Below are 26002 nucleotides of genomic sequence, written 5' to 3'. Positions count from 1 at the left end.
GAGTTTAATTAAATAAAGAGGCATTATAATAATGAGTAATGAGTTATTGGGTGAGTTAATTACTTTATTAAACCTAGAACCTATAGAAGAAAATATTTACCGTGGTCAGAGTCAAGATTTAGGGTTTCGTCAATTATTTGGTGGGCAAGTACTCGGGCAAGCATTATCAGCGGCCAGTTATACTGTTCCTGAAGAGCGCGTTGCTCATTCATTACATGGCTATTTTTTACGTCGTGGTGATGCGACTTTCCCTGTTGTTTTTACTGTTGATCGAGTTCGTGATGGAAAAAGTTTTAGTTCTAGACGTGTAACAGCCATTCAAAAAGGTAAACCCATCTTTTTTTGTAGTGCTTCATTTCATGATCCTGAAACAGGTTTTGAACATCAAGAAAAAATGCCAGATGTGCCAGGCCCTGATGATCTTGAAAATGAAGCTAGTTTGATTTCTAGGCAGTTAGATACTTTGCCAGAGAGGGTGTTAGAAAGAGTAAAGCGTGGTCGTCCTATAGAGATAAGACCTGTGTCTGATTTTAACCCGTTTGTACCTAAGAAAGGTCCAGCTATTCGTCAAGTATGGTTTAAAGCGGATGGTGAAGTGCCAAATATTGCTTCATTGCATCGCTATTTATTAGCTTATACATCTGATTTCAATTTATTAACTACTAGCTTATTGCCGCATGGTAAAGGGTTTATGGATGTAGATATGGAAGTAGCGAGTGTAGATCATAGTATCTGGTTTCATAGTCAACCTAAAATGAATGAGTGGATGCTTTACTCTATGTATAGTCCTTGGGCAGGAGATGCACGTGGTTTAGTTCGTGCGGAAATTTTTAGTCAGGATGGCAAGTTAGTGGCATCAGTGTGTCAGGAAGGGCTTATTCGTCAAATAAAGGCTAATCCTTAATTATATACTTAGGGGATGGGGATAGTTATTATGCAAATGGATATAAAAAAGCTTAAAGCTTGGGGTGTTCATGCGTTTACTGCTAGTGGTGTGGTATTTGGTTTATTAGCATTATTGGCAATTTTAGAGGGTGATCCACAAATGTCTTTTGTGTGGATGGGGGTTACCTTATTAATAGATGGTATTGATGGTACATTAGCACGTCGTTATGATGTAAAGAATCAAGTACCAGAATTTGATGGCAGTATATTAGATTTAATCATTGATTATTTAACCTACGTTTTTGTACCAGCTATCTTTATTTATTATTTTGTACCATTACCTTATGGTACACAGATATTATCAATAGCCATTATTTTATTATCGTCCTTTTTCTGTTTTTGCAATGTAAATATGAAAAGTGAAGATAATTATTTTGTAGGTTTTCCTGCTACATGGAATATTGTTGCATTATATTTTGTAGTAATTAATCCCCCTGCAGTTTTAACATTTTTGGCTATTATAGGACTAGCGATATTGTCAGTAATACCTGTTAAGTTTTTGCATCCTTTTAGAGTTCGTAAAGCAATGGTATTAAATATTATATTTAGTTTAGTGTGGTTGATTACTAGTGGTTTTTTAATTGCACAGTATGGCAATTTTAAAACATGGACTTTAATATTATGGTGGATTTCAGGTCTTTATTTTATCGGTTTTGGTGTGTGGCAAACGATTAGTGATAGAAATAGTCAAAACTGATAAGATTTGGTATGTTTACTTAATACGTACTGAGCATGGGAAACTCTATTGTGGTAGTAGCCATGATCCTGTTGCAAGATTTTATAAGCACTGTCAGGGTAAGGGGGCTAAGTTTTTTTCAACAAGCAAGCCCATAGCATTAGTTTATATTGAGCAATGCGAATCTAAATCCCATGCTTTAAAAAGAGAAAGTGAAATAAAGCAATTAACTAAATATAATAAAGAACAGTTAGTTATTAATGGTTGTAAAGGGTTTCAGTTACCTATTTATAATAAAGAACCCTCTTTAACATTAGCTGATATTTTACAAGCATGAGGAAGATAATGTTATGTGGCAAGATATTGAAGAACGCCTTAAGCTATACCAGCCAAGTTCTCCTTTATTTCCCAGTTCTTTGCAAGAAGCCGCTGTACTAATACCTATTATTAAAAAAGAGCAACCAGAGTTAGTCTTAACATTGCGTTCTGATAAATTGGCCTCTCATCGTGGAGAGGTTGCTTTCCCCGGTGGTAAACGTGATCCAGAGGATGTAGATTTATTGCAAACGGCATTGCGTGAGTCTGAAGAAGAAATAGCCTTATTACCTGATAATGTAGAAATTATAGGTTCTTTACCAACATTAATTTCTAAAAATCTTTTAAAAGTTAAGCCTTATGTCGGTTTTGTCGACGATTCTCTTTCTTACCAAGCTAATTTAGATGAAATAGCATTAATTTTTACGGTGCCCTTGAGCTATTTTAGAGAGGATCCACGCATTGTTACTCACCGTATTGATTATTTAAATATTGAGTGGTATATCCCTTGTTATCAATATCATCAATTTAAGATTTGGGGATTAACCGCCATCATGATAGCAGAGCTAGTAAATATAGTATTTGATACTAATATTTCCTTTCATGAGAAACCTGCTGATAGTCTTTTAATAGACTATACTCAGTTGAAAAAATAAATCTATATCAAAAAAAATTGATATAGACTTGTTGTTTTGTCATTTTCTGGGTAGACTGCGCAGCTATGCCAGCTTCTAACCTAACTATTGATAATTTTGCCAATCTATGTAAAGCAGTGAGTGAACCGCTGCGGGTTATGGTATTAAGGGTTTTATTGCATAATTCGTTTGGTGTTTTAGAGCTTACCCAGTTGTTTAATACTACACAGTCAGGAATGAGCCACCATTTAAAGGTGTTATTGCAAGCAGGCCTAGTGATAACTAGGCGTGAAGGAAATACTATATTTTATCGTAGAACACTTTCTGTAGAGCATTCTTTGAGTAGATTTCATCAAAGCTTATTAGCCGAAATTGATGGTTTAGCAATACCAAATGAGCTGCAACAAAATCTTAATATCATTTATGCTGAAAGAGCAGAGGCTAGTCGAATTTTCTTTACTAATCTTGCAAAAGGCGATGGTATAGATCAGCAAGATGTGATTGTTGACCTGAAACATTATCAAGATAATATTTTGAAGATTATTGATAGTAAAGGTTTTAATAAAGAGGCTATTGCGTTAGAGGTGGGGCCTGGTGATGGCAAGTTTTTACCATTACTGGCTAAGCGCTTTAAAGAAGTAATTGCAGTCGATAATAATGCGGAAATGCTACAATTAGCAGAGCAATATTGTCAGCAGCAACAGCTGCCTAATGTTATTCTAAAGAAGGCAGATGCTACTAAGCTACAGGTAACTAACCCATTAGATTGTATAGTGGCTAATATGGTGTTACATCATTTACCAGCACCAGCTGATGCTTTCCAACATTTTAAAAGTTGTTTAAAAGCATCAGGTAATTTATTAGTGGCAGAGTTATGTCATCATGAACAAGATTGGGTTACTAAAACTTGTGGTGATTTATGGCTAGGTTTTGAGCCAGATGAATTAACTCATTGGGCTAGTAGTGCAGGGTTTAAGCCAGACGAAAGTTTGTATATAGGTTTACGTAATGGTTTTCAACTACAGATAAGATGCTTTTGTGCTGTTTAGCGATTCTTTAGTAATAAAGTGATCAGTTATATTATTTAATATGAGGAGTTTTGTGATGAGTGAATATGCACTCTTTACTTCAGAGTCAGTTTCTGAGGGACATCCAGATAAAATTGCAGATCAGATTTCCGATGCGATATTAGATGCTATTATTGCTCAAGATAAACTTGCACGTGTGGCTTGTGAAACTTTAGTAAAAACAGGTGTGGCTATTATTGCTGGTGAAATTTCCACCAATGCATGGGTGGATTTAGAAGAATTAGTTCGTCGTGTTATTTGTGATATTGGTTATACTTCATCAGATGTGGGATTTGACGGTGCAACTTGTGGTGTACTTAATGTAATTGGTAAGCAGTCAGTTGATATTGCACAAGGTGTAGATAGACAGAAACCAGAAGATCAAGGTGCAGGTGACCAAGGTTTAATGTTTGGATATGCAAGCAATGAGTCTGATGTATTAATGCCAGCGCCTATTTGTTTCTCTCATCGTTTAGTTGAACGTCAATCAGAAGCACGTAAAAGTGGTTTATTACCTTGGCTTCGCCCAGATGCTAAATCACAAGTTACTTGTCGTTATGACAATGGTAAAGTGGTGGGTATTGATGCGATTGTATTGTCTACGCAACATAATCCTGATGTATCACAAAAAGATATTCAAGAAGCAGTAATGGAATTAATTGTTAAACATGTTATTCCAGCAGAGTTATTACATAAAGATACTCAATTCCATATTAATCCGACAGGTCAATTTATTATTGGTGGTCCTGTAGGTGATTGCGGGTTAACAGGTCGTAAGATTATCGTAGATAGCTATGGTGGTATGGCGCGTCATGGTGGTGGTGCTTTCTCTGGTAAAGATCCATCAAAAGTTGACCGTAGTGCGGCTTATGCGGGTCGTTATGTGGCTAAAAATATTGTGGCGGCAGGTTTAGCAGATCGTTGTGAAATTCAAGTATCTTATGCTATTGGTGTGGCACAGCCTACTTCTATTTCGATTAATACCTTTGGTACAGGTAAAGTAAGTGATGAGAAGATTATTCAATTAGTGCGTCAGCACTTTGATCTTCGTCCTTATGCCATTACTACTATGTTAGATTTATTACATCCAATGTATCAAGAGACGGCAGCTTATGGACACTTTGGACGTATTCCACAACAAAAAACAGTAGGCGATGATACCTTTACTACTTTTACTTGGGAACGTACTGATAAAGCAGAGGCATTAAAAGCAGATGCTGGCATTAAGTAAGTTAAGGTAAATTAATAAAAAGGCAGATTTATTCTGCCTTTTTTATTAATTAGAAAAATAATTGGTAAGTTTATATATTCCATAAACGCATAAGTACCTTATTAAAAATTCTTTTTAAGAATAAAAAAAGCTCGTTAGAATGCTACCCAACAATCTAAATAAAATTGGGAAGAGGCCATTATGTCTACTTTAAAGAAAACAATAGCAGGTGTTGTGGGAGTATTATTAACAACTCAAGTAATAGCTGCTGAGTTGCTTAATGTGTCTTATGATCCAACCCGTGAGCTTTATCAATCTTATAATGAAGCGTTTAAAAAACATTGGCAAGAAACAACAGGTGAGACACTGACCATTAAAAACTCGCATGGTGGTTCAGGTAAGCAAGCAAGAGCAGTGATTGATGGATTAAGAGCAGATGTGGTTACTTTAGCGTTAGCAGGAGATATTGAGGCAGTTAATTTAAAACAGCCGTTAATTGATAAGGATTGGCAAACAAGGTTACCTAATAATAGTACTCCTTACACCTCAACTATTGTTTTTGTAGTACGTAAAGGAAATCCTAAAAATATTAAAGATTGGGATGACTTAGTTAAAAATGGTGTACAAGTTATTACTCCAAATCCTAAAACATCAGGTGGCGCACGTTGGAATTTTCTTGCTGCTTGGGCTTATGCGAAGCATAAATATGGTAGCGATGAGCAAGTCCGTGACTTTGTGAAAAAGATTTTTGCTAATACTCCTGTATTGGATACTGGTGCTAGAGGCTCAACAATAACCTTTGTGCAACGTGGTTTAGGTGATGTACTTGTTGCTTGGGAAAATGAAGCTTATCTTTCTTTAAAAGAGGAAGGTGGTGACCAATTAGAAATAGTGACTCCTTCGCTGTCTATTCTTGCTGAACCCCCTGTTGCAGTTGTTGATGCTAATGTAGATCGAAAAGGTACTCGCAAACAAGCCACTGCTTATTTAGAGTATTTATACAGTGAACCAGCACAACGTATTATTGCTGAAAATTTTTATCGTCCTCGCAATGAAAAAATAGTGGCTGAGTTTAAAGATCAATTCCCCGCATTAAAGTTAGTAACCATTGACGAAGAGTTTGGTGGTTGGAAGATTGTACAACCTAAGTTTTTTAATGATAACGGTATATTTGACCAGATTTATAGTGAAATAAACCATTGATAGTTGGATTATGTAAGTAATGTCTTTTCGTAAAGCATCAGTTATTCCAGGTTTTGGCCTCACATTAGGGTATACCCTAATGTGGCTTTCTCTTATTGTATTGATTCCATTAGCTGGTATGTTCTTTTATGCCAGCCAAATTACCATGGAACAATTATGGACTATTCTTAATAGTAGACAGTTACAGTCTGCTTTAAAGTTATCCATTTATACCTCTTTATTATCGGCCTTTATTGTTTCTATTATTGGTAGCTTATTAGCATGGGTATTGGTGCGTTATGAGTTTCCAGGGAGAAAGTTAATTGATGCCATGGTGGACTTACCCTTTGCCTTACCTACAGCGGTAGCAGGTATAGCATTAACTACTTTATATGCACCGCAGGGTTTAATAGGTTCATTATTACCTTTTAAAGTGGCTTATACACCCATAGGTATTACCCTTGCTTTGGTGTTTGTTACTTTACCCTTTGCGGTTCGGACGGTTCAACCTGTTATTAAGGATATTCCCCGTGAGCTAGAAGAAGCTTCTCGGAGTTTAGGAGCAAATAGATTTCAAACTTTTTTGTTTGTTGTCTTTCCTATTTTATTTCCAGCGTGGATAACTGGTTTTTCTTTAGCTTTGGCAAGAGGAATAGGGGAGTATGGCTCAGTAGTTTTTATTTCCGCTAATATTCCTTTTAAAACAGAAATACTGCCTTTATTGATTATGTCAAAACTGGATCAGTTTGATTATATAGGCGCTACTGCTATTGGTGTATTAATGTTAATTATTTCCTTTGCTATGCTATTAATGATTAATTTAATTCAGCGTTATTTAAAACCTACTTATATTTTAAATATGTTTTTGAAATTATTTAATGTGGTAAGGGCATAGGCCAGAATTATGATACGTTCTAAATACACAGGTAAGTTTTCATGGACAGCCCTTATTTTAATTATATTGGCATGGTTAATTTTTATTTTAGTGTTACTTTTACCGTTATGGGCGGTTGTTTCTCAAGGTTTAGCTAAAGGACTGGGTGAGTTTTGGAATGCCATTAGAGAGCCTGATGCTATTTCTGCTTTTAAACTTACCTTAATAGCTACAGGTATTTCGGTACCATTGAATATTATTTTTGGTATTGCTGCGGCATGGTGTGTGACTAAATACGAGTTTTGGGGTAAGAGTATCTTAGTTACTTTAATCGATTTGCCGTTTTCAATTTCTCCAGTAGTAGCTGGTCTTATTTATGTTTTATTATTTGGGGCACAAAGTTATTTTGCAGATTTCTTTAACGAGCACGATATCCAAATAGTTTATGCAGTGCCTGGTATTGTATTAGCCACCATCTTTGTAACGTTTCCTTTTGTGGCGCGTTCACTTATTCCGTTAATGCAAGAACAAGGTACGCAAGAGGAAGAAGCTGCCAGATTGTTGGGTGCTAGTGGCTTTAAAATTTTCTGGTATATTACTCTGCCGAATATTAAATGGGCTTTACTGTATGGTGTAGTTCTATGTACTGCTAGAGCTATGGGGGAGTTTGGTGCTGTTTCAGTGGTATCTGGTCACATTCGTGGTTATACCAATACTTTACCTTTACATATCGAAATTCTTTATAACGAATACAATATTGTTGCTGCATTTAGTGTAGCCATCTTATTACTAATAATGGCGTTGGTGGTGTTATTGCTTCGTCAATGGAGTGAGTCTCGTTTAAATCGCTCCCGTCAACGTCCAGAGGGTCCTGCTGTATGAGTATAACTGTTGAAAATGTCACTAAAAACTTTGGTAACTTTAGGGCACTTAATAATATTAATTTAGAGATTAAAAGTGGTGAGTTAGTTGCTTTATTAGGCCCTTCAGGTTGTGGTAAAACCAGCTTGCTACGAATTATTGCAGGTTTGGAAACACCTGACACAGGCAGTATTATCTTTCATGGCGAAGATGTAAGTGGTCATGATGTACGTGATCGTAATGTGGGATTTGTGTTTCAGCATTATGCATTATTCCGTCATATGACAGTATTTGATAATGTGGCTTTTGGTTTAAGAATGAAGCCTCGTAGCGAGCGCCCTACTGAAAAAGTGATTAAAGAAAAAGTACAGTATTTATTACAGATGGTACAACTTGATTGGTTGGGTGATCGTTATCCTGATCAGTTATCCGGTGGTCAACGGCAACGTATTGCTTTGGCGCGTGCATTAGCAGTAGAACCTAAAGTATTACTACTTGATGAACCTTTTGGTGCACTAGATGCTAAAGTACGTAAAGAGTTACGTCGTTGGTTAGCACGTTTACATGATGAGATTCATTTAACCAGTGTATTTGTAACCCATGATCAAGAAGAAGCGATGGAGGTTTCTGATCGTATTGTGGTGATGAATAAAGGGGTAATTGAACAAGTAGGTTCACCTGCAGAATTATATGATAAGCCTGCTAATGATTTTGTGTATCATTTTTTAGGCGATTCTAATCGCTTTACTGTGGGTAACCAAGAAATACTCTTTAGGCCGCATGAGGTAATTATTTCATCACGGCAAGAGCAAGGTTTTTTTGAAGCAGAAGCATTGGATATTAGGCCTTTGGGCGCTATAACTCGTGTAACGATAAAGCCTGCCAATCAAAAGGACTTTTTAGAAGTTGAATTAACTAAAGATAATCCTAGTTTAGTAAATTTACAACGTGGTCAGAAGATTTATTTTAAGCCTAACCCACAGAAAAACTGGTAATTGTACTATTTTATATAAAGCTAATTGATGATTTGTTAAAAGCAGTAAAGAAATATTTTATGTTGAATAGTCATAAGTTTAAGAAAGAGGCTCAGTTAAAAAAGTGAGAATGAAGCAACTTTCTCAACTGTTGGTTTGAGAGATAAATTGCGTATTACTGATAAAGCTAAGATAAGCTTAGGTGCTTATTACTAAAGACACTACTATTACTAAGTTTGGAGTAGAAGTTAATCTAATGCTAAATACCAGTATTTCAGCTAATTAATAAGGACAATTTGATAATAAAGCAGAGAGTAATACAGTGAAGGTAGGGCTTAATTATAAGTTGTTTAGTTAATAAAAAAAGGATTAGTTAATTACTAATCCTTTTTTATTGGCTATTATTCAACAGTAACGCTTTTAGCTAGGTTACGTGGTTGATCTACATCGGTTCCTTTTAAAATAGCCACATAATAAGAGAGAAGTTGTAATGGAATAGTATAGAGAATAGGTGATAGCACATCATGAATATGTGGCATATTCACTACATGAGTAAACTTATCTTCTTTGATATCTATGGTTTCATCTGCAAATACAAAAAGCTCGCCACCTCTAGCACGTACTTCTTGTAAATTGGATTTAAGTTTTTCTACTAGCGCGTTATTGGGTGCGACTGTAATAACGGGCATATCTGCATCGACAAGAGCTAATGGGCCATGTTTTAGCTCACCAGCAGGATAAGCTTCTGCATGAATATAAGAAATTTCTTTTAGCTTTAAAGAACCTTCCATCGCCACAGGGTATTGAGCGCCTCTACCTAAGAAAAGAGCATGGTGCTTTTCAGCAAAACATTCAGCTATTTTTTCAATAGTGTTATTGGTTGCTAATGCTTCATCAATACGGCTTGGTAAACGGCGTAATTCTTTAACTAAAGTTGCTTCTAATTCAGGATTAAGCGTGTTACGTACTTTTCCTAAAGCAAGGGTAAGCAATAGTAAGGCGGTTAGTTGGGTGGTAAACGCTTTAGTAGATGCCACACCAATTTCTGGTCCTGCTTTGGTTAATAAGGTTAGTCCAGACTCTCTAACTAGAGAGCTAGTTGGATTATTACAAATGGTAAGGCTATCTAAGTAGTTGCCTGTGGTATAAGTTTCAGAGAAAGCATTGCGTAAAGCAGCTAAGGTATCTGCTGTTTCGCCGGACTGGGAAATAGTAATGAATAAAGTATCAGGTTGAACGGCAACACGACGGTAACGGAATTCACTAGCTACTTCCACTTGACAAGGAATACCAACTAACGCTTCTAACCAGTAGCGAGCTACTAAGCCGGCATGATAACTTGTGCCACAAGCTACAATTTGAATATTTTTAACTTGAGTAAAAAGTTGTTCTGCATTAGGTCCAAAGCTTTGTACATTGATTTGATTATCAGTAATTCGACCATTGAGAGTTGTTTGAATAACAGTAGGTTGTTCATAAATTTCTTTCATCATAAAATGACGAAACTCACCTTTATCTGCTGCTTCGGCATTTTCTTGGGCTGTTATAATTTCACGGTGAACTTCTCGTCCTTGTTGATCCCACAATTTGACAGTGTCACGGGTAATTTCAGCAATATCGCCTTCTTCTAGGTAAATAAAACGGTCAGTGACTTGTCTTAATGCCAGTTGGTCAGAGGCTAAAAAGTTCTCGCCAATACCAAGCCCAATAACTAATGGACTACCACTTCGAGCTGCTACAATACGGTCAGGCTGTTGTATACACATGGCGGCCAAACCATAAGCGCCATGAAGTTCTTTAACTGTTGCTTTGAGTGCAGTAGTAAGGTCTCCGATTTCAGTTAGTTTGTAATGGAGTAGGTGAGCAATAACCTCTGTATCTGTTTGCGAAGTAAACTCATAACCAAGGGTAATAAGGTGTTCCCTTAATAGCTCATGATTTTCTATAATGCCATTATGTACTATGGCTACTTGATTATGTGAGAAGTGTGGATGAGCATTTTGTTCAGTAGGTGCACCATGGGTAGCCCAACGTGTATGAGCAATTCCTATTTTGCCAGTAAAATTTGAATCTTGTTGTAGTGCTTGAGCAAGCTGGTTAACTTTACCTGTGCGGCGAACCCTTTGTAGATTTTGTTTATTATCGATAATAGCTAATCCAGCACTGTCATAGCCACGATATTCAAGTCGTTTTAGCCCTTCAATTAAGAGTGCGGTAACATTACGCTCAGCAATAGCTCCTACAATTCCACACATATTAAATATCCTCTGATTCTTGCAGCGTAGCACATAGAAGTTGTACACCACATTTAGTGATTTGTTTTTGAATAGTTTTATCTAAACGGTCATCAGTGATAAGAATATCGATCTTATCCCATGTTAATTCAATATTTGGTATCTTACGACCGATTTTATCAGCTTCTAACATAACAATAACTTGATGAGCATTATTGGCCATAGCTTGTGACAGTGTTAGTAACTCATGAAAGCTGGTTGTCCCATGAGCTAAATCCAAACCGTCTGCACCAATAAAAAGTTGGTCAAAGTCGTAACATTCCAATACTTGCTCAGCAATTTTTCCTTGAAAAGATTCAGAAGTTGGATCCCATGTGCCGCCTGGCATTAACAATGTGGGCTCTGGTTCAAGAGTCAATAGTTGATTAGCTATTTTTAATGAATTAGTCATTACTAACAGATTTTTTTTCTCCGTTAGCATAGGAATAAGTGCTGAAGTCGTATTGCCACTATCAATAATAATTCGACTATTATTTTTGATAAGTTGACTGGCTAGTTTTGCAATAGCCTGTTTATATTGGGAAACTAACTGCTCTGTGGTATGACTAGGTAAACGAATAGCACCACCGTAACGTCGTAATAGTTTACCTTCATTTTCTAGAATATTAAGGTCTTTACGAATCGTAACTTCTGAGGTGTTGAGCTCTGCTGATAATTGTTCAACAGATACCTCTCCATTCAAAGCAATTTGTTCAATAATATAGTAACGACGTTGTTGAGTGTTTCTTTGTGTCATTTAATTGTTTCGATTCGAAATATTTATATTTCATTTATAACATATATCGAAAGATGAAGCACAAAAAATTAATTGTCGTTCACATTAATTTCACATTGTATGTGTTGATTATCTTCTATATTAGTATCCCAATCTAGTCGATAAATAAATGAAAGAGTTCCTGTACCACTCTTAATGGCTTTGAATTTCCAAATGGTTTCTTGTCGGTGCAGATGGTTCTCTGGATGGTCATCTTTTTGGGTATGATTTTTATTAAGTTGCAAAATAGCTGTTGCATCGTTTTCAAGCTGCCATTTATAACCACTATGCGCACTGCTAGGTAAGGCAACAATAAGTTCCTGATTTTTGTGTAAGATAAGTGGATTACACAATGTTTGATAATTTTTATTATTAATCGTTTTAGCAGGTGAAGTAGAGACACAAGCAGTTATTGAGAGAGAAATTAAAGTAATAGTTATTAAACGAAATATTATTTTTTTGATCATAAAGGTTAAGATAAGCTGTATTAAAATTAGTACTTATCTTAACCAACAGATTATTTATTTTATATTCTATAAATCAATAAAAATGTAATAATTTATTAACTAAATAATACTTTTGCCACATCTTTATATGTTTTAGCAAAGTGAATAGTCAGCCCTTGTTTTAAATAATCTGGTAGCTCTTCATAGTGCCCACGATTAGCGTCAGGCAAGATAAGCTCCATGATTTTTTGACGACGAGCAGCAATCACTTTTTCTCTAACTCCTCCAATGGCTAATACTTGGCCAGTTAAGGTTAACTCACCAGTCATTGCTACGCCTTTTTTAGGGGCTTGGTTTCGGGCTAGTGATAGTAGCGCACTTGCCATGGTAACGCCTGCACTCGGTCCATCTTTAGGGGTGGCACCTTCAGGTACATGAAGATGTACAAATGCCTTATCAAAAAACTCTGGGTTTGCTTTATACTCTTTTAAATGAGATGTAATGTAACTGTAAGCAATTTCAGCAGATTCTTTCATTACATCACCAAGTTGCCCTGTTAATTTGAAGCCTCTATTTAAGGTATGTACACAGGTTGCTTCGATTGGTAGTGTAGCTCCTCCCATGCTTGTCCAAGCTAACCCAGTGATAATACCTATGCCAGCCAAAACTTGTTCGTTATGGAAGATAGGCATACCCAATAGTGGTTCTAAATTTTTATGGCTAATTTTGATATTAAGCTCAGGTTCTTTTAATAGTGTAACAACACTTTTTCGAATAACTTTAGCCAATCGTTTTTCTAATTGGCGTACACCTGCTTCTCGAGCGTAACCTTCAATAATTGCTTTTAAGGCACTATCAGTAATGCTGATCTTACCTTTGGGTACGCCAGCTTTTTCTAATTGCTTAGGCCATAGATGTTTCTTGGCAATAGCTAGTTTTTCTTCTGTGATATAACCAGCAAGACTGATTACCTCCATGCGGTCTAATAAGGGACCAGGAATGGAGTCTAATGTATTAGCAGTACAAACAAACAGTACTTTAGATAAGTCGAGCCTTAAATCAAGGTAATGATCTAGGAAGTTAATATTTTGCTCAGGATCCAGTGTTTCTAATAATGCTGATGCAGGGTCACCTTGATAGCTTTGTCCCATCTTATCAATTTCATCCAGCATAATGACTGGATTGATAACTTGTACTTCTTTTAGCGCTTGTACAAGTTTACCCGGTTGTGCACCAATATAGGTACGACGGTGACCTTTGATTTCTGCCTCATCACGCATACCTCCTAAACTAAAGCGATAAAAAGGACGGCCTAGTGACTCAGCAATGGATTTACCGATACTGGTTTTACCAACACCAGGAGGGCCGACAAGGAGAATAATCGAACCATTAATTTCACCTTTATAAGCACCTATAGCTAAAAACTCTAAAATACGGTTTTTAACATCTTCTAAACCAGCATGATGTTTATCGAGTACTTTTTGAGCATGTTTAAGGTTTAGCTTATCTTTACCCATAATGCTCCAAGGTAAAGCAGTTGCCCAATCAAGGTAGTTACGTGTGACAGCATATTCAGGAGAGCCTGTTTCTAATAAAGAAAGTTTGTGTAGCTCTTCATCAATACGTTTTTGTGCTTGTTCAGGCAGTACTTTTTCTTTTAAGCGGGCTTTAAACTCATCTGCATCTGCACTTTTATCATCTTTTGTAATACCAAGTTCACGTTGGATGATTTTAAGTTGTTCTCTTAAGAAAAAATCACGTTGATTTTTACTGATTTTCTCATTTACTTCAGTAGAAAGTTTATTTTGTATACGTGCTACTTCTACTTCTTTACGTAGTAAGGGCAATACTTTTTCCATTCGTCTTAAAACAGGAATGGTATCTAATACTTGTTGCAACTCTTCGCCAGGTGCAGTTGTGAGTGCAGCAGCAAAATCAGTTAAAGGAGAAGGCTCATTAGGGCTAAAGCGATTAAGATAGTTTTTTAGCTCTTCACTATATAAAGGATTAAGTGGTAATAGTTCTTTAATAGCATTGATAACAGCCATGCCATAGGCTCTCACTTCATTGCTAGAGTCTTCACTATTCTTAGGATATTCGACTTCTGCTAAATAAGGTGGCTTATGGGTAAGAAAACCTTTTATTTTAACGCGTGTGATGCCTTGAGCGACAAATTGCAATTTATCATCTTCTTTGCTTACATGGTGAATTTTCACCAAGGTGCCACATTTAGGTAAACTCTCTATATTAAAGTTTTCATCAAAAGGCTCTTCAGTATAAAAAATAGCAACAGAGTGATGTTCCGTTTTTGCTACACGACGGAGAGTTTTTTCCCAAGGATCTTCATTGACTAGTATAGGTAATACTTGAGCAGGGAAGAATGGCCTATTATGAATAGGAATAATATATAATTTTTCAGGATAAGAAGGAGTAGGCACAGCAATTTGTTTACTTGGCTGTGTATTTTCTGCTTCTATAATTACTTCATCCGCTTGATTTTTGTCAGTCATAACGTATCCGTATCTAAGATTATTGTTATATAGATGGGGTGTTATCTTTAAAATTCAATAGATAGAATTTTGGGTAATACAAGTTACATTAATAACGCCAAAAGCTAGGTGTTAGCAATACTAAAATAGTAATAATTTCTAACCGACCTAATAACATGCCAAAAGACAGCACCCATTTAGCTATATCAGGTAGGGTGGAGAAGTTGCCTGCTGGCCCTATAGTTTCGCCTAGTCCTGGCCCAACGTTACAAACAGTAGCTACTGCAGCACTTAATGCAGTAACCATATCATAGCCGAGAAAGGCTAAAAATAGTGCAATAATGGCGATAATAAAAGCAAAAAAGAAAGTAAACGTTAAGATAGAGCGAACAATTTCTTCATCAAGATTATGACCATTATATTTTTGTGGAATAACTGCTCGGGGATGAATAAGTTGTTTTAAGTTGGCAGCAAGTAATCTTAAGGTAACTTGAAAGCGGAAAGTTTTTAGACCACCTGTGGTTGAACCAGAGCAACCACCTAAAAAGGTAAGGTAGAAAAAGATAATCATAGCGAAACTACCCCATTGGCTATAATCATCCACAGCAAAACCAGTAGTAGTAACAACAGAGACAACACTAACAGAGGCTACTCGTAGAGAGTCTATAAATGAGTTACCACTGTTTTTCCAAAACCAGAGGCTAAGTAGGAAACAACTAACCACTAAAATAGTGATAAAACCTCGTACTTGTTCATCTTTAAACAAAGCCGTGTAGTTACCACGCAGGGTACTAACATAGAGGGTAAAAGGTAAACTGCCTAGTAACATTAGTACAATAGCAACCCAATGAGTAGCAGGTAGGAATTTTCCTAATGAAGTGTCTGAAGTTGAAAAGCCACCTGTTGCAATTGAACTCATGGCATGGTTAACTGAGTCAAATATAGGCATGCCGGCTAACCAGAAGGCAAAGATACCAATAATAGTAAAAGATACATAGATAACAAGAATGTATTTAGCAATAATATGGGAGCGAGGTAGCACTTTTTCTGACCAATCAGAAGATTCTGTTTGGAAAAGTCTCATACCACCAATACGTAGCATTGGTAAAACAGCTACAGCCATAACAACGAAGCCGATACCACCAAGCCAATGTAGCATCGAACGCCACATAAGTAGAGCGGGAGCAGCATTATCTAAACCAGATAAAACAGTTGCACCCGTTGTGGTAATACCAGACATTGCCTCAAAAAAAGCATCTGTGTAGCTAATATGGCTAATCATAGTCATAGGCAGTGCTGCGAATATACAGACCACAATCCAACTACTTGCAGTAAGAAAATACATGTCTCTTGGGCGCAGTTGAATTTGTAATGAACCTTTTTGCTTAATCATTAAAAAGCCAGCAAAGAAAGTAACCAGACCAGACCAGAAAAAAGCAGCGATATCATTGGCTGTGTGTTCAAAAATAAAAGAAGTAGTAAGCGGCACTAACATGCTAACTGAGAGTGCAATAAGAAAAAAACCGACAATGTAGGAAATACTGCGTATTGTTTGTCGAGTCATACAGACTAACTACACCTTTGATGATATTCGGAATGGGCTATTATAGTGGTTAGTTCGTAAATAGTAATCTCATTTTACAAGTTTGTTATTTGTTGGCATGCTTACTACGCTATTCCTTAGCAATTGCTTCTAGTCCAGCTAATGAAAATATTTTTAAATGTTGTGTAAGGGGCACGGCATTATAGAAACCTATAATACAGAGTTTTCAGGGCAAAAGAATTTAATTAATGTTGAAACTAGGGCATGGTATAACCCAAATTTAGAGTCACGCTGGAATATTATGCTTGCAATGATTGCTACATTCAGTTTCTTGCAAACCCTAGTTTTAACAGCCTTATTTGTGGTTAGGGTTATCCATTTCAGCTTTATCATTGATAATGATTTTATTGTCCGGATTAACGGCACCCATTAGTAATATTCCAGTAATTATGCAATATATCACTTTACTGAATTCATTACGCTATGCTATTGATTTTGTAAGGTGAGTTTATTTAGAAGGTATAGGGTTATGGCAACTTAGTTATGATCTATGGCCGTTACAGATAATCGCAATAGTAACATTACCGATAGCCACTTGGTTATTTAGAAATAAATTGAGCCAATAAAAAAGGCTACAATTAAAGTAGCCTTTTTATAGTTAGCGGGATAGTTATTTTACCCAACCACGTGCCTTAATAGCTTTTGCTAAACGATCAATAGAAACCATATAGGCAGCCATACGTAAAGTTGCTGCTTGGTTATGGTTTTGATACATGTTCCATACGTTGTTGAAAGCGCGTACCATTGCCTCTTCTAAGCGATCATTAACTTCTTTTTCGGTCCAGTATAAACCAAAACGATTTTGTACCCATTCAAAATAAGAAACAGTTACACCACCAGCATTAGTAAGAATATCTGGTGTTACAACAACACCTTTAGCTTGTAGAATTTCGTCTGCTTCTGGGCTAACAGGACCATTAGCCGCTTCTGCAATTACTTTTGCCTTGATGTTGTTCGCATTTTCTTCAGTAATTTGATTTTCTAATGCTGCTGGAACTAATACGTCACACTCAATTTCAAGTAATTCAGCATTGGAGATTTGAGTTACACCCTCAACAGAGAGGATAGTTTTATTATCTGCGATCGCTTGGTCTAAACTATTAGGGTCTAAACCATTGGCATTATAAATACCACCATCACTATTACTCACAGCAATAATTTTTGCACCTAATTCATGTAGGAAATGTGCAGTGAAAGAACCTGCATTGCCATAACCTTGGATGGCTACAGTAGCACCTTTAATATTAATATCTAATTTTTGTAATAGTTCTCTTACAATGATACTAGTTCCTTTACCAGTAGCTGCAACACGACCTTCAGAACCACCTAGTATAAGAGGTTTACCTGTTAATACACCGAAGTGATTACCACGGATTTTGATGTATTCATCAACCATCCAGCCCATGATTTTGGGATTAGTATTTACATCTGGAGCAGGGATATCTTCAAGTTCTCCAATTACAGGTGCGATTGCTTGAATATAGGCACGTGTTAATCTTTCTAACTCACCTTTAGAAAGTTTTTTGGGGTCTACAACTATACCGCCTTTACCGCCCCCATAAGGTAAATTAAGTACACCACACTTAAATGTCATCCAGATTGATAATGCTTTAACTTCATCCATTGTTACATCTTGATGATAGCGAATACCACCTTTACCTGGACCAATTGCATTGCAATGTAAAGATCTATAGCCCTTGAAAAGTTGTACTGAACCGTCATCCATAGTTACAGGAACAGAAACTTCTAAACAACGTTGAGGCTCTCTTAAAATAGTATGAATGGCCGGATCTAATTTAAGAAAAGAAGCGATTTTGTCTATTTGTTGATGGGCCATTCCTAAAGCAGATGTTTCATGTTTACTCATATCTAAATCCTAGTGATATATTTTTAGTTGCTTTTATAAAAGTTTTGAAGAAAGGAAATGTATTATATGTTTATTTTCATGATATGCAAATACTGTATATGTTATGCATGTTTTGCATAGCGATTATGTGACAATAGATATAAGTTATGTTTTAGTAAAAATTTTAATAAAATTAATAACAAGAAAATTATTTAACACAAATTGATTTGGTGTTTTTTTATAAATTTAACACTAAAGAATTGATTAAACTCATAGAAAGCATTTAGGTTAAAAAATCATCAGAAAGTTGTAAAATTGATCACAACTTATTAATAAGTTCAAGATAATGCTTTCAGCAAAGAGCAATTACCTACTATAATAGCCCCTTTATATGTTTGGCATCACTGGACGAGTTTCATGTTTGATAATTTAACCGAACGCCTTTCCAAGACACTTCGTCATATAACTGGACAGGCAAAGCTTACTGAAGAAAATATTCAAGGTACTTTACGTGAAGTGCGGATGGCTTTATTAGAAGCTGACGTGGCGTTGCCTGTTGTAAAAGATTTTATAGAAAAAGTTAAAGAAAAAGCAGTTGGTACTGAAGTACTAAAGAATCTTTCTCCAGGGCAAGCTTTTGTTAAGATTGTACAGGCTGAGTTAGAACAACTAATGGGGGCTGCTAATGAAGATTTAGCTCTTAATGCTACGCCTCCTGCAGTGATTTTAATGGCTGGTTTGCAAGGGGCTGGTAAGACAACCACAGTTGCTAAATTAGCACGCTTCTTAAAAGAACGTAAGAAAAAAACAGTATTAGTAGTTTCTGCTGACGTTTATCGTCCTGCTGCAATTAAACAGCTTGAGACGTTAGCTAATGAAGTAGATGTTACTTTTTTCCCTTCTACCATAGAACAAAAACCAGTAGATATTGCTAAGGCTGCTATTGCAGAAGCTAAGTTAAAATTTATTGATGTTGTATTAGTGGATACCGCAGGTCGTCTTCACATTGATGAAGAGATGATGGGTGAGATTAAAGGTCTTCATGCTGCTGTAAATCCTGTGGAAACATTGTTTGTGGTTGATGCCATGACAGGTCAGGATGCAGCTAATACAGCCAAAGCATTTAATGATGCTTTACCATTAACAGGGGTAATCCTTACCAAGGTAGATGGTGATGCACGTGGTGGCGCGGCTTTATCTGTGCGTGCTATTACGGGTAAACCTATTAAGTTCTTGGGTATGGGAGAAAAAACAGAAGCTTTAGAACCTTTCCATCCTGAACGTATTGCAACCCGTATTTTAGGTATGGGTGATATGCTCAGCTTAATTGAACAAGCTGAACAAAAACTCGATAAAGAAAAAGCTGAAAAGCTAACGCGTAAAATCAAAAAGGGTAAAGGTTTTGATTTAGAAGACTTCCGCGATCAACTACGCCAAATGAAAAATATGGGTGGTTTAGGTAGTTTAATGGATAAATTGCCTATGATGGGTGGTGTTAACTTGGCGGCTATGGCTGATAAGCAGGATGTTGCTGATAAACAGTTTGTGCAAATGGAAGCAATTATTAGCTCTATGACAATGGCTGAGCGTCGAGATCCTGAGCTTATTAATGGTTCTCGTAAACGTCGGATTGCACAAGGTTCTGGTACGCAAGTACAAGACGTAGGTAGATTAATCAAGCAGCATAAACAAATGCAAAAAATGATGAAAAAAGTAATGGGTAAGGGCGGATTAGCTAAAATGGCTCGTGGTTTGAGCAGTGTATTACCAAAAGGTAGTGCTGGCCGTCGTTTTTAACTCGTTGTTAATTTGGTGTATTTAATAAAAGCATGAGATTTTTGTGAATGAATTGAAAAAGCCATTTGCAAAAATCTCAACTTCCTATAGAATATGCCACCTTTTATATGCTATGTATTTTTACATAATTAACTAATTTAGGAATAATATCTTCATGGTAACTATTCGTTTAGCACGTGGCGGCTCTAAAAAGCGTCCTTTTTATTATATTTCTGTAACTGACAGCCGTAATGCGCGTGATGGTCGTTTCATTGAGCGTGTAGGTTTCTTTAACCCAATCGCTGCTGGCGGTGAAGTAAGATTAAACGTTGATCAAGAACGTGTTGCTTACTGGAAAAGCCAAGGTGCACAAATTTCTGAACGCGTTGCTAGCCTATTAAAGGAAGCTGCTAAGACTGCTGCTTAATCAATAGCATTATCATGCTTGAGAAAGAGTTAGTTGTATTAGGTAAGATTGTTTCTGTACATGGTATTCGTGGTGCAGTAAAGGTTTATTCGTTTACAGACCCTATTGATAACATTCTAGATTATAAAAACTGGATATTACGTAGGGCAAATGAACAAACTACAGTTAAACTACAAAGTGGTCGTTTACAAGGCAAAGTACTAGTAGTTGAATTACAAGGTTTAACTGATAGAGATGAAGCTAGAAGTTTAGTAGATTCTGAGATTTGTATTTATCGTGATGAATTACCTGAATTGGCAAGTGACGAGTATTATTGGTACCAATTACAAGGTTTAAAAGTTATTAATCAACAGGGCCAATTATTGGGTCAAGTTGATCACCTGTTAGAAACAGGTGCTAATGATGTATTAGTAGTTAAACCTTGTATTAATAGTATTGATGATAGAGAGCGATTGCTCCCTTATATAGATCAATGTGTATTGAATATTGATCTAACAGCAGGCGAACTTCAAGTTGATTGGGATGCAGAGTTTTAACAAATAGGCAACAGGCCATGCAATTTGAACTCATCACCCTTTTTCCTGAAATGTTTGAAGCTATTACTAGCTATGGCATTACAGGTCGTGCTGTAAAACAAGGACTAATGACATTAAACTGTCATAATCCTAGAAGCTATACCCATGATCGTCATCATACTGTTGATGATCGTCCCTTTGGTGGTGGGCCAGGTATGGTAATGAAAATAGCTCCGCTTGAAGCGGCGTTGTTAGAAGCAAAAAAACAAGTACCACCAACAGCTAAAGTAATTTATTTATCACCACAAGGTAATAAGCTAACACAGGCAGCTGTGCAACAGCTAGCTAGTGAACAAGCATTAATATTAATAGCAGGCCGCTATGAAGGTATTGATGAACGGTTTATAGAAAGCTTTGTGGATGAAGAATGGTCGATAGGCGACTATGTATTATCTGGCGGTGAATTACCTGCTATGGTAATGATAGATGCCATTACACGTCAGTTACCAGGTGCGTTGGGGTGTAATGAATCGGCACAGCAAGATTCATTTATGAATGGTTTGCTAGATTATCCTCATTATACACGGCCTGAAGTATATAATGAGCAAAGTGTTCCAGCGGTGCTACTTAGTGGTAACCATGAACACATCCGGCGCTGGCGTTTACAACAAGCTTTAGGGCGAACTTGGCAACGTCGGGCTGATCTTCTGGATAGCCGCTCGCTTTCTGGAGAAGAACAACAGCTGTTGACCGAATACCTCGATCAACAGAACGATAGTAAACGTATCGATGGTTAGCCAGTTGGCAACCTTAGGAGCATTAACATGACGAATAAAATTATTGCTCAGCTAGAAGCTGAACAAATGAATAAAGAAATTCCAGCGTTTGCGCCAGGTGACACAGTAGTTGTACAAGTGCGTGTGGTGGAAGGTGAGCGTACCCGTTTACAGGCTTTTGAAGGCGTTGTAATTGGTAAGCGTAACCGTGGTTTAAACAGTGCATTTACTGTTCGTAAAATTTCTAGTGGTGTTGGTGTAGAACGTACTTTCCAAACTTATAGCCCAATCGTTGATAGCATCACTGTTAAACGTCGTGGTGATGTACGTAAAGCGAAACTTTACTACTTACGTGAGCTTTCTGGTAAAGCTGCTCGTATTAAAGAAAAATTGGCTAAGCAAACTCAACAGCAAGCTGCTGAGTAATAGCTTACTAATGAAAGAAAACCCGCTTTATAGCGGGTTTTTTTATGAGAGATTAGTTATTATTTGCAAGTATAGCTATATAGATTGGTTTAGTGACTTCCTAGTGTAATAGTAGGATTGTTCCAATTACCCTTAATGCTATAAGTAACAGCTACTAGTTTCATAAGTTCATTACCAAGAAAATAATCTACTATCAACATGGCCCCACCAATAGGCGGTGCAACGGCTAAAGTAGCAATAGAAATATTAGAGCCTAAGGGAACACCTACTTTAAGGTTAGCATCTACTTGTTGGTTCTGCATATTAATATGTCCTGTCATGGACATAATCATAGAAGGACCTTCAAATACAAAAGGTTTATCGATTTGCAGAACGCCATTATTACCTTTGAATTCACCTTTAATACTGTCGTAGGCAAGTCCTGCCTTATATAGGTCGGTAAAATCTAAACGTAAGCGTCGACTAATTGCTTCAGAGTTTAGAATACCAAAGATACGTAATATATTAGTGGAAGAACCATCAACACTTAGTAAACGGCCAGATTTTAACTCTGGAGCTAGTGTTCCTGTAAAGTGTTCCGGAGCAAAGTCAGCAGGTGTACCAAGCCATGAACCATTAATAGCTACTTTAAAAGATTTAGCTGTAATAGTGGGTTTTATGTCCCAGCTAGTTAAAATAGCTTCTAAATTTTTTCCTGATAATATACCGTTAAAAGTAGTTTGTTGGCCTATTTGCCAATCTAAGTCACCTTTTACATGTAGACCTTTAAGATTTAAGGCAATGTTGGAAACCTTTAATCCCTGTTTAGATGTACTGTTTTTTAAATTAATAGTTCCTATTAACTCATTCTCTATAAATAGCTGTTGAATAGATAAATTTATATTGGGAATGTTATCAGTATTAAAGTTATTAATAGGGTCTTTTTCTTTTAATGAAGTAACAAGGGTTTTAGGTATTTTCAAATATTTTAGATGAACATAATAAGGTAAGTTTTTAACTTGTGGAGCAGTAATACGGCCTGCTATGGATGGACTGTTAATATCAAGCCGCCAACCTTGCTCACCTGTTGGTTGTAAATAGAGAGCAGCTTGTTGAGAGGGAAGGTTAAACCCTGTAACCTGGCCAATACGTAAATCTATACTGCGTAGTGTATTGGTATTAACACTCGTTATTTTATTATTCTGATTAGATGTATAGTTCGATAAATATTCATCATAAAGTTTTTGCCATTCTTCTAGATTTACTTGACTTAAATTACCACGAACCTGTAGTCCTTTTTTATTTGAAAAAGCGGCTTTTCCTTGATTAATTAATAATTCACCTTGCCAGTTCTGTTGGTTTTCATCCATAGTGATAGCAGAAGTAATAAGAGAATTATAGTCAAGCTGTAGTTGAGTCTTTTGTTGTTTGCCAAAATTCATTTGATAAGTAAAGTTTTGCTCTTGTTCTGCTGATTTTGTAAATGGAGCAGGAAGATTTAGAGCAATGCCTTTTAGATCAGAGGAAACTTTTAACTGGTTATTTTCTCCTATCCAAATTTCTAAATCATAAGGTGTTTTCCCAGAAAATGGCCATGTCTTATTGGGTGTAATATACCAGCTGGCTAGTTTGGTAATATCAATATTTCCTTTTAGCTTCATATAGGAAAGCGGCTCACCATGAGTACCTTTAGCTGTAATAGAACCTGTTATAGGGTTGCCTAAAGCATAGGCACTAACTGCTTGGCTGCTTAATCCTTTAGTGCTGTCATAATGGAAGTTGCCTGATATATTGGTTAAAGCGGGAATAGGGTGTTGTAGATTTAATTGCGCCCCTTTTGTACTAAAACTAGTAATAACAACTGGTTGATGATGTTTTTTCAAAGGAATATCTAATTGTAAACTCCCTGTTAAGTTACCTGTACCTTGCCAGTCATTAAATACATGAGATATTTCGGGTGGTGCTGACTTTAGTATTTGGAGGGTATCATCAAGAGTACTAACAATTTTAGCGTTTAAATATAAATGAGTGATTGCTGGATTAGCTATATGTGGAATATTGATATTGATATCAGTTAATTGGCTATTACTAATAACGCCTTTATCAGCTAATATGCGAACTCCAGAAGGTTCTACAAAAACCTCTCCATCAACTTGTTTGATGGGTAGCCATGGGGCTTGATAATTAATTTCAGCATTTTTAGGCTTCATATAAAGCAATAAACTATGTGCAGTGGAAGGTGTTCGCTTATCTAATGAACCTTGATATTGAAAGAAACCTGTTTCAATATCTCCACTTTTAATAGAGGTATTTAACCAATGCACTAACTCTGGATCAATATTTGCCTTTGAAGGAATATATTTAGAGGTATAGCTAGCATCACCATTGGCAATATTTACCCGTAGATCCATATAGTCTTTGATGCCATCATAGGGATAAAGGCGAATCATCATATCCCCTGCTAGGTCACCTTCATCACCTTTAAGCTGCATTAAGTGACTAAAAATGCTAACGGTGTCACCATCGAATGACCAATTTAGGGTAGTTTTGGCATGTTGATAGTGCCAAGGCTTACTGTATACTTTTGCGATAAAGAGTGAAAAGTTGTCAGCATCAAGATCTAAGTGACCGCTATTAATACCACCTTGGATTTTTCCTGTAATATTAGATGCTCCTACTGTATCTTTATAAGCATTAAAAGATATATCTTTAACATCAGCTATAAAACTTAAACTATCAATCAGTGGTTTTTCAGGTAGCCATTTAATGTTCAAATTTTGGATGATACCTTTAGGAGATACTGTATTAATAGCTTCATGTATTTTTTTAGAAAGAGGGGCTAGTGCTAGTACTGGGGGAATAAAGTGCTCTATATTAATGCTATTAGCTTGAGCATTCCATTGTTGTTGATTATCGATTGTGCGACGTGTTAATAGTAGATCAAGGTCTGTGAAAGGTGTTTTGTCGATGGTAAAAGATAACCCTTTGACTTGTAGCCCTATATATTCTTGTCGATAAGCATCAAACCATGCTTGCATATTGATATCTTTAATTGCAACAGTTTGATTTTTTTCATGTTGAACAACTAATTGGCTATTTTTAGTATCAATAGTGGCTGAACGTAATTGACCATTCTTTACAGTAGCCCACACCTGGCCACCTAAGGTTAATTTTTTCAATTGTTGAGGTAATTCAATCTCTTTAGGTAACCATGTATGCCAATCAAGATAAGGAATATCGGCGTACAGTGTACCCTTTAAGTTTTGCCAGTTTTCAGGGGCTATAGAAGCTGTTGTTGAAAGAATAAGAGGTTTATCATCATTAATATAGAGTATGCCATCTAACCGCATTCTTTCATCTGTAAAATGAGTTAATGTGGCGTTAACATGAGTAAATGTATGCGTAGGATAATTGTAAGGATGAACACTGATCGTACTATTACTGATAGATATTTTAGTAAAGCGCTGTAGTTGTGAGAGAATGATCGCTGGTGTAATAGGGTCTTTTTGTCGAGGTATACCACCTATTGACCAAGTATCGGGTTTATTTTCACGAATTTGTAGTTTTAAACTTTCACCATGAGCAGTTGCAATACGTACTTGCCAATTTAAAATAGTTTGTGGAACATCTATTTCAAGTGTTAGTTGATCAACTTCTAGTTTTTGCTCATGATCACCAATATGAACATTATAAGCGGTTAAAGTAGGGGAAAATATATCCCAACTACCTTTTAGTTCCCCAATAGTGACTGGGGTATGTAATGTTTCAGAAAGTTTGTTTTGTAGGTGAAACTTATAGTCACTTACCCAAACAACTAATTGCCTAGCAATGCTGACATAAAGAGCTACGAGTACCAATAATAACAATAAACAGCTAATGATTAGCTTGCGTATTTTAGTTGTAATTTTTGGGTTGCCCTGTGTCATTCTTTA

23 protein-coding genes are annotated in these 26002 nt (G+C 36.4%); 16 read left to right on the top strand and 7 right to left on the bottom strand.

Annotated features, from left to right (window positions below):
- Window positions 1–31: 31 nt before the first annotated feature.
- The 10 genes from tesB to ACQVD9_RS13965 all read left to right on the top strand — a co-directional run bounded on the left by tesB (window position 32) and on the right by ACQVD9_RS13965 (window position 8760).
- A complete protein-coding gene (gene tesB, locus ACQVD9_RS14010) occupies window positions 32–904 on the top strand; it encodes an acyl-CoA thioesterase II (protein WP_264746553.1) in 873 nt (290 codons plus the stop codon).
- A 30-nt stretch (window positions 905–934) separates the two neighbouring features.
- Window positions 935–1642, top strand: a complete 708-nt coding sequence (pcsA, locus tag ACQVD9_RS14005; protein WP_264746552.1) for a phosphatidylcholine synthase — start codon at window positions 935–937, stop codon at window positions 1640–1642.
- Complete coding sequence (locus ACQVD9_RS14000; protein WP_319804735.1) at window positions 1620–1958, top strand: GIY-YIG nuclease family protein; 339 nt, start codon at window positions 1620–1622, stop codon at window positions 1956–1958. Before pcsA ends, ACQVD9_RS14000 begins: the two co-directional genes overlap by 23 nt.
- Before the next feature lie 13 nt (window positions 1959–1971).
- Window positions 1972–2592 carry a CoA pyrophosphatase gene (locus ACQVD9_RS13995; protein ID WP_264746551.1) on the top strand — a complete coding sequence of 207 codons (621 nt, stop codon included), beginning with the start codon at window positions 1972–1974 and terminating at the stop codon, window positions 2590–2592.
- A 65-nt stretch (window positions 2593–2657) separates the two neighbouring features.
- On the top strand, window positions 2658–3620 hold the full coding sequence (locus ACQVD9_RS13990) for a metalloregulator ArsR/SmtB family transcription factor (RefSeq protein WP_264746550.1): 963 nt from the start codon (window positions 2658–2660) through the stop codon (window positions 3618–3620).
- Window positions 3621–3675: 55 nt separating this feature from the next.
- Window positions 3676–4869 carry a methionine adenosyltransferase gene (gene metK, locus ACQVD9_RS13985; RefSeq protein WP_264746549.1) on the top strand — a complete coding sequence of 398 codons (1194 nt, stop codon included), beginning with the start codon at window positions 3676–3678 and terminating at the stop codon, window positions 4867–4869.
- Between the two features lie 180 nt (window positions 4870–5049).
- Window positions 5050–6051 (top strand): sulfate ABC transporter substrate-binding protein, encoded by a 1002-nt coding sequence (locus tag ACQVD9_RS13980; RefSeq protein WP_264746548.1) that lies wholly within the window; start codon window positions 5050–5052, stop codon window positions 6049–6051.
- Between the two features lie 19 nt (window positions 6052–6070).
- Entirely contained in the window at window positions 6071–6925 is an 855-nt protein-coding gene (gene cysT, locus ACQVD9_RS13975; protein ID WP_264746547.1) for a sulfate ABC transporter permease subunit CysT, read from the top strand.
- Window positions 6926–6934: 9 nt separating this feature from the next.
- Window positions 6935–7786: a sulfate ABC transporter permease subunit CysW gene (gene cysW / locus ACQVD9_RS13970; protein ID WP_264746546.1), complete on the top strand. Its 852-nt coding sequence runs from the start codon at window positions 6935–6937 to the stop codon at window positions 7784–7786.
- Window positions 7783–8760 carry a sulfate/molybdate ABC transporter ATP-binding protein gene (locus tag ACQVD9_RS13965; protein ID WP_264746545.1) on the top strand — a complete coding sequence of 326 codons (978 nt, stop codon included), beginning with the start codon at window positions 7783–7785 and terminating at the stop codon, window positions 8758–8760. Before cysW ends, ACQVD9_RS13965 begins: the two co-directional genes overlap by 4 nt.
- Window positions 8761–9140: 380 nt before the next feature.
- Here ACQVD9_RS13965 and glmS read toward each other — a convergent pair whose 3' ends face one another.
- From glmS to ACQVD9_RS13940, 5 genes are all read right to left on the bottom strand, one after another.
- On the bottom strand, window positions 9141–10994 hold the full coding sequence (glmS, locus tag ACQVD9_RS13960) for a glutamine--fructose-6-phosphate transaminase (isomerizing) (RefSeq protein ID WP_264746544.1): 1854 nt from the start codon (window positions 10992–10994) through the stop codon (window positions 9141–9143).
- Window position 10995: 1 nt separating this feature from the next.
- Window positions 10996–11769, bottom strand: coding sequence for a DeoR/GlpR family DNA-binding transcription regulator (locus ACQVD9_RS13955; RefSeq protein WP_264746543.1), 774 nt, complete (start codon window positions 11767–11769; stop codon window positions 10996–10998).
- Between the two features lie 68 nt (window positions 11770–11837).
- On the bottom strand, window positions 11838–12254 hold the full coding sequence (locus tag ACQVD9_RS13950) for a protease inhibitor I42 family protein (RefSeq protein ID WP_264746542.1): 417 nt from the start codon (window positions 12252–12254) through the stop codon (window positions 11838–11840).
- A gap of 95 nt (window positions 12255–12349) precedes the next feature.
- A complete protein-coding gene (lon, locus tag ACQVD9_RS13945; RefSeq protein WP_264746541.1) occupies window positions 12350–14743 on the bottom strand; it encodes an endopeptidase La in 2394 nt (797 codons plus the stop codon).
- 88 nt (window positions 14744–14831) lie between these two features.
- The gene (locus tag ACQVD9_RS13940) at window positions 14832–16286 is read right to left on the bottom strand and encodes a TrkH family potassium uptake protein (RefSeq protein WP_264746540.1); all 1455 of its coding nucleotides are present in this window, start codon (window positions 16284–16286) and stop codon (window positions 14832–14834) included.
- 338 nt (window positions 16287–16624) lie between these two features.
- Here ACQVD9_RS13940 and ACQVD9_RS13935 point away from each other — a divergent pair, with 338 nt between their 5' ends.
- Entirely contained in the window at window positions 16625–16771 is a 147-nt protein-coding gene (locus ACQVD9_RS13935; protein WP_413774165.1) for an ABC transporter permease, read from the top strand.
- 164 nt (window positions 16772–16935) lie between these two features.
- Here the strand turns inward: ACQVD9_RS13935 and ACQVD9_RS13930 are convergent, their stop codons facing one another.
- Window positions 16936–18192 (bottom strand): Glu/Leu/Phe/Val family dehydrogenase, encoded by a 1257-nt coding sequence (locus ACQVD9_RS13930; protein WP_264746539.1) that lies wholly within the window; start codon window positions 18190–18192, stop codon window positions 16936–16938.
- A 396-nt stretch (window positions 18193–18588) separates the two neighbouring features.
- Here ACQVD9_RS13930 and ffh point away from each other — a divergent pair, with 396 nt between their 5' ends.
- The 5 genes from ffh to rplS all read left to right on the top strand — a co-directional run bounded on the left by ffh (window position 18589) and on the right by rplS (window position 22091).
- Window positions 18589–19968, top strand: coding sequence for a signal recognition particle protein (gene ffh, locus ACQVD9_RS13925; protein WP_264746538.1), 1380 nt, complete (start codon window positions 18589–18591; stop codon window positions 19966–19968).
- A gap of 154 nt (window positions 19969–20122) precedes the next feature.
- Entirely contained in the window at window positions 20123–20374 is a 252-nt protein-coding gene (gene rpsP / locus ACQVD9_RS13920; protein ID WP_264746537.1) for a 30S ribosomal protein S16, read from the top strand.
- Between the two features lie 14 nt (window positions 20375–20388).
- Window positions 20389–20910 (top strand): ribosome maturation factor RimM, encoded by a 522-nt coding sequence (gene rimM, locus ACQVD9_RS13915; protein WP_413774164.1) that lies wholly within the window; start codon window positions 20389–20391, stop codon window positions 20908–20910.
- Between the two features lie 17 nt (window positions 20911–20927).
- Entirely contained in the window at window positions 20928–21686 is a 759-nt protein-coding gene (gene trmD / locus ACQVD9_RS13910; protein WP_264746536.1) for a tRNA (guanosine(37)-N1)-methyltransferase TrmD, read from the top strand.
- Between the two features lie 27 nt (window positions 21687–21713).
- Window positions 21714–22091: a 50S ribosomal protein L19 gene (gene rplS, locus ACQVD9_RS13905; RefSeq protein WP_201093940.1), complete on the top strand. Its 378-nt coding sequence runs from the start codon at window positions 21714–21716 to the stop codon at window positions 22089–22091.
- A gap of 89 nt (window positions 22092–22180) precedes the next feature.
- Here rplS and ACQVD9_RS13900 read toward each other — a convergent pair whose 3' ends face one another.
- Window positions 22181–25996 carry a YhdP family protein gene (locus ACQVD9_RS13900; RefSeq protein ID WP_264746535.1) on the bottom strand — a complete coding sequence of 1272 codons (3816 nt, stop codon included), beginning with the start codon at window positions 25994–25996 and terminating at the stop codon, window positions 22181–22183.
- Window positions 25997–26002 lie beyond the last annotated feature (6 nt).

Source organism: Entomomonas sp. E7T21 (genome assembly GCF_058693955.1).
Note: the sequence above shows the minus strand (reverse complement) of the source record. Positions and strands in the feature narration are given on the sequence as shown.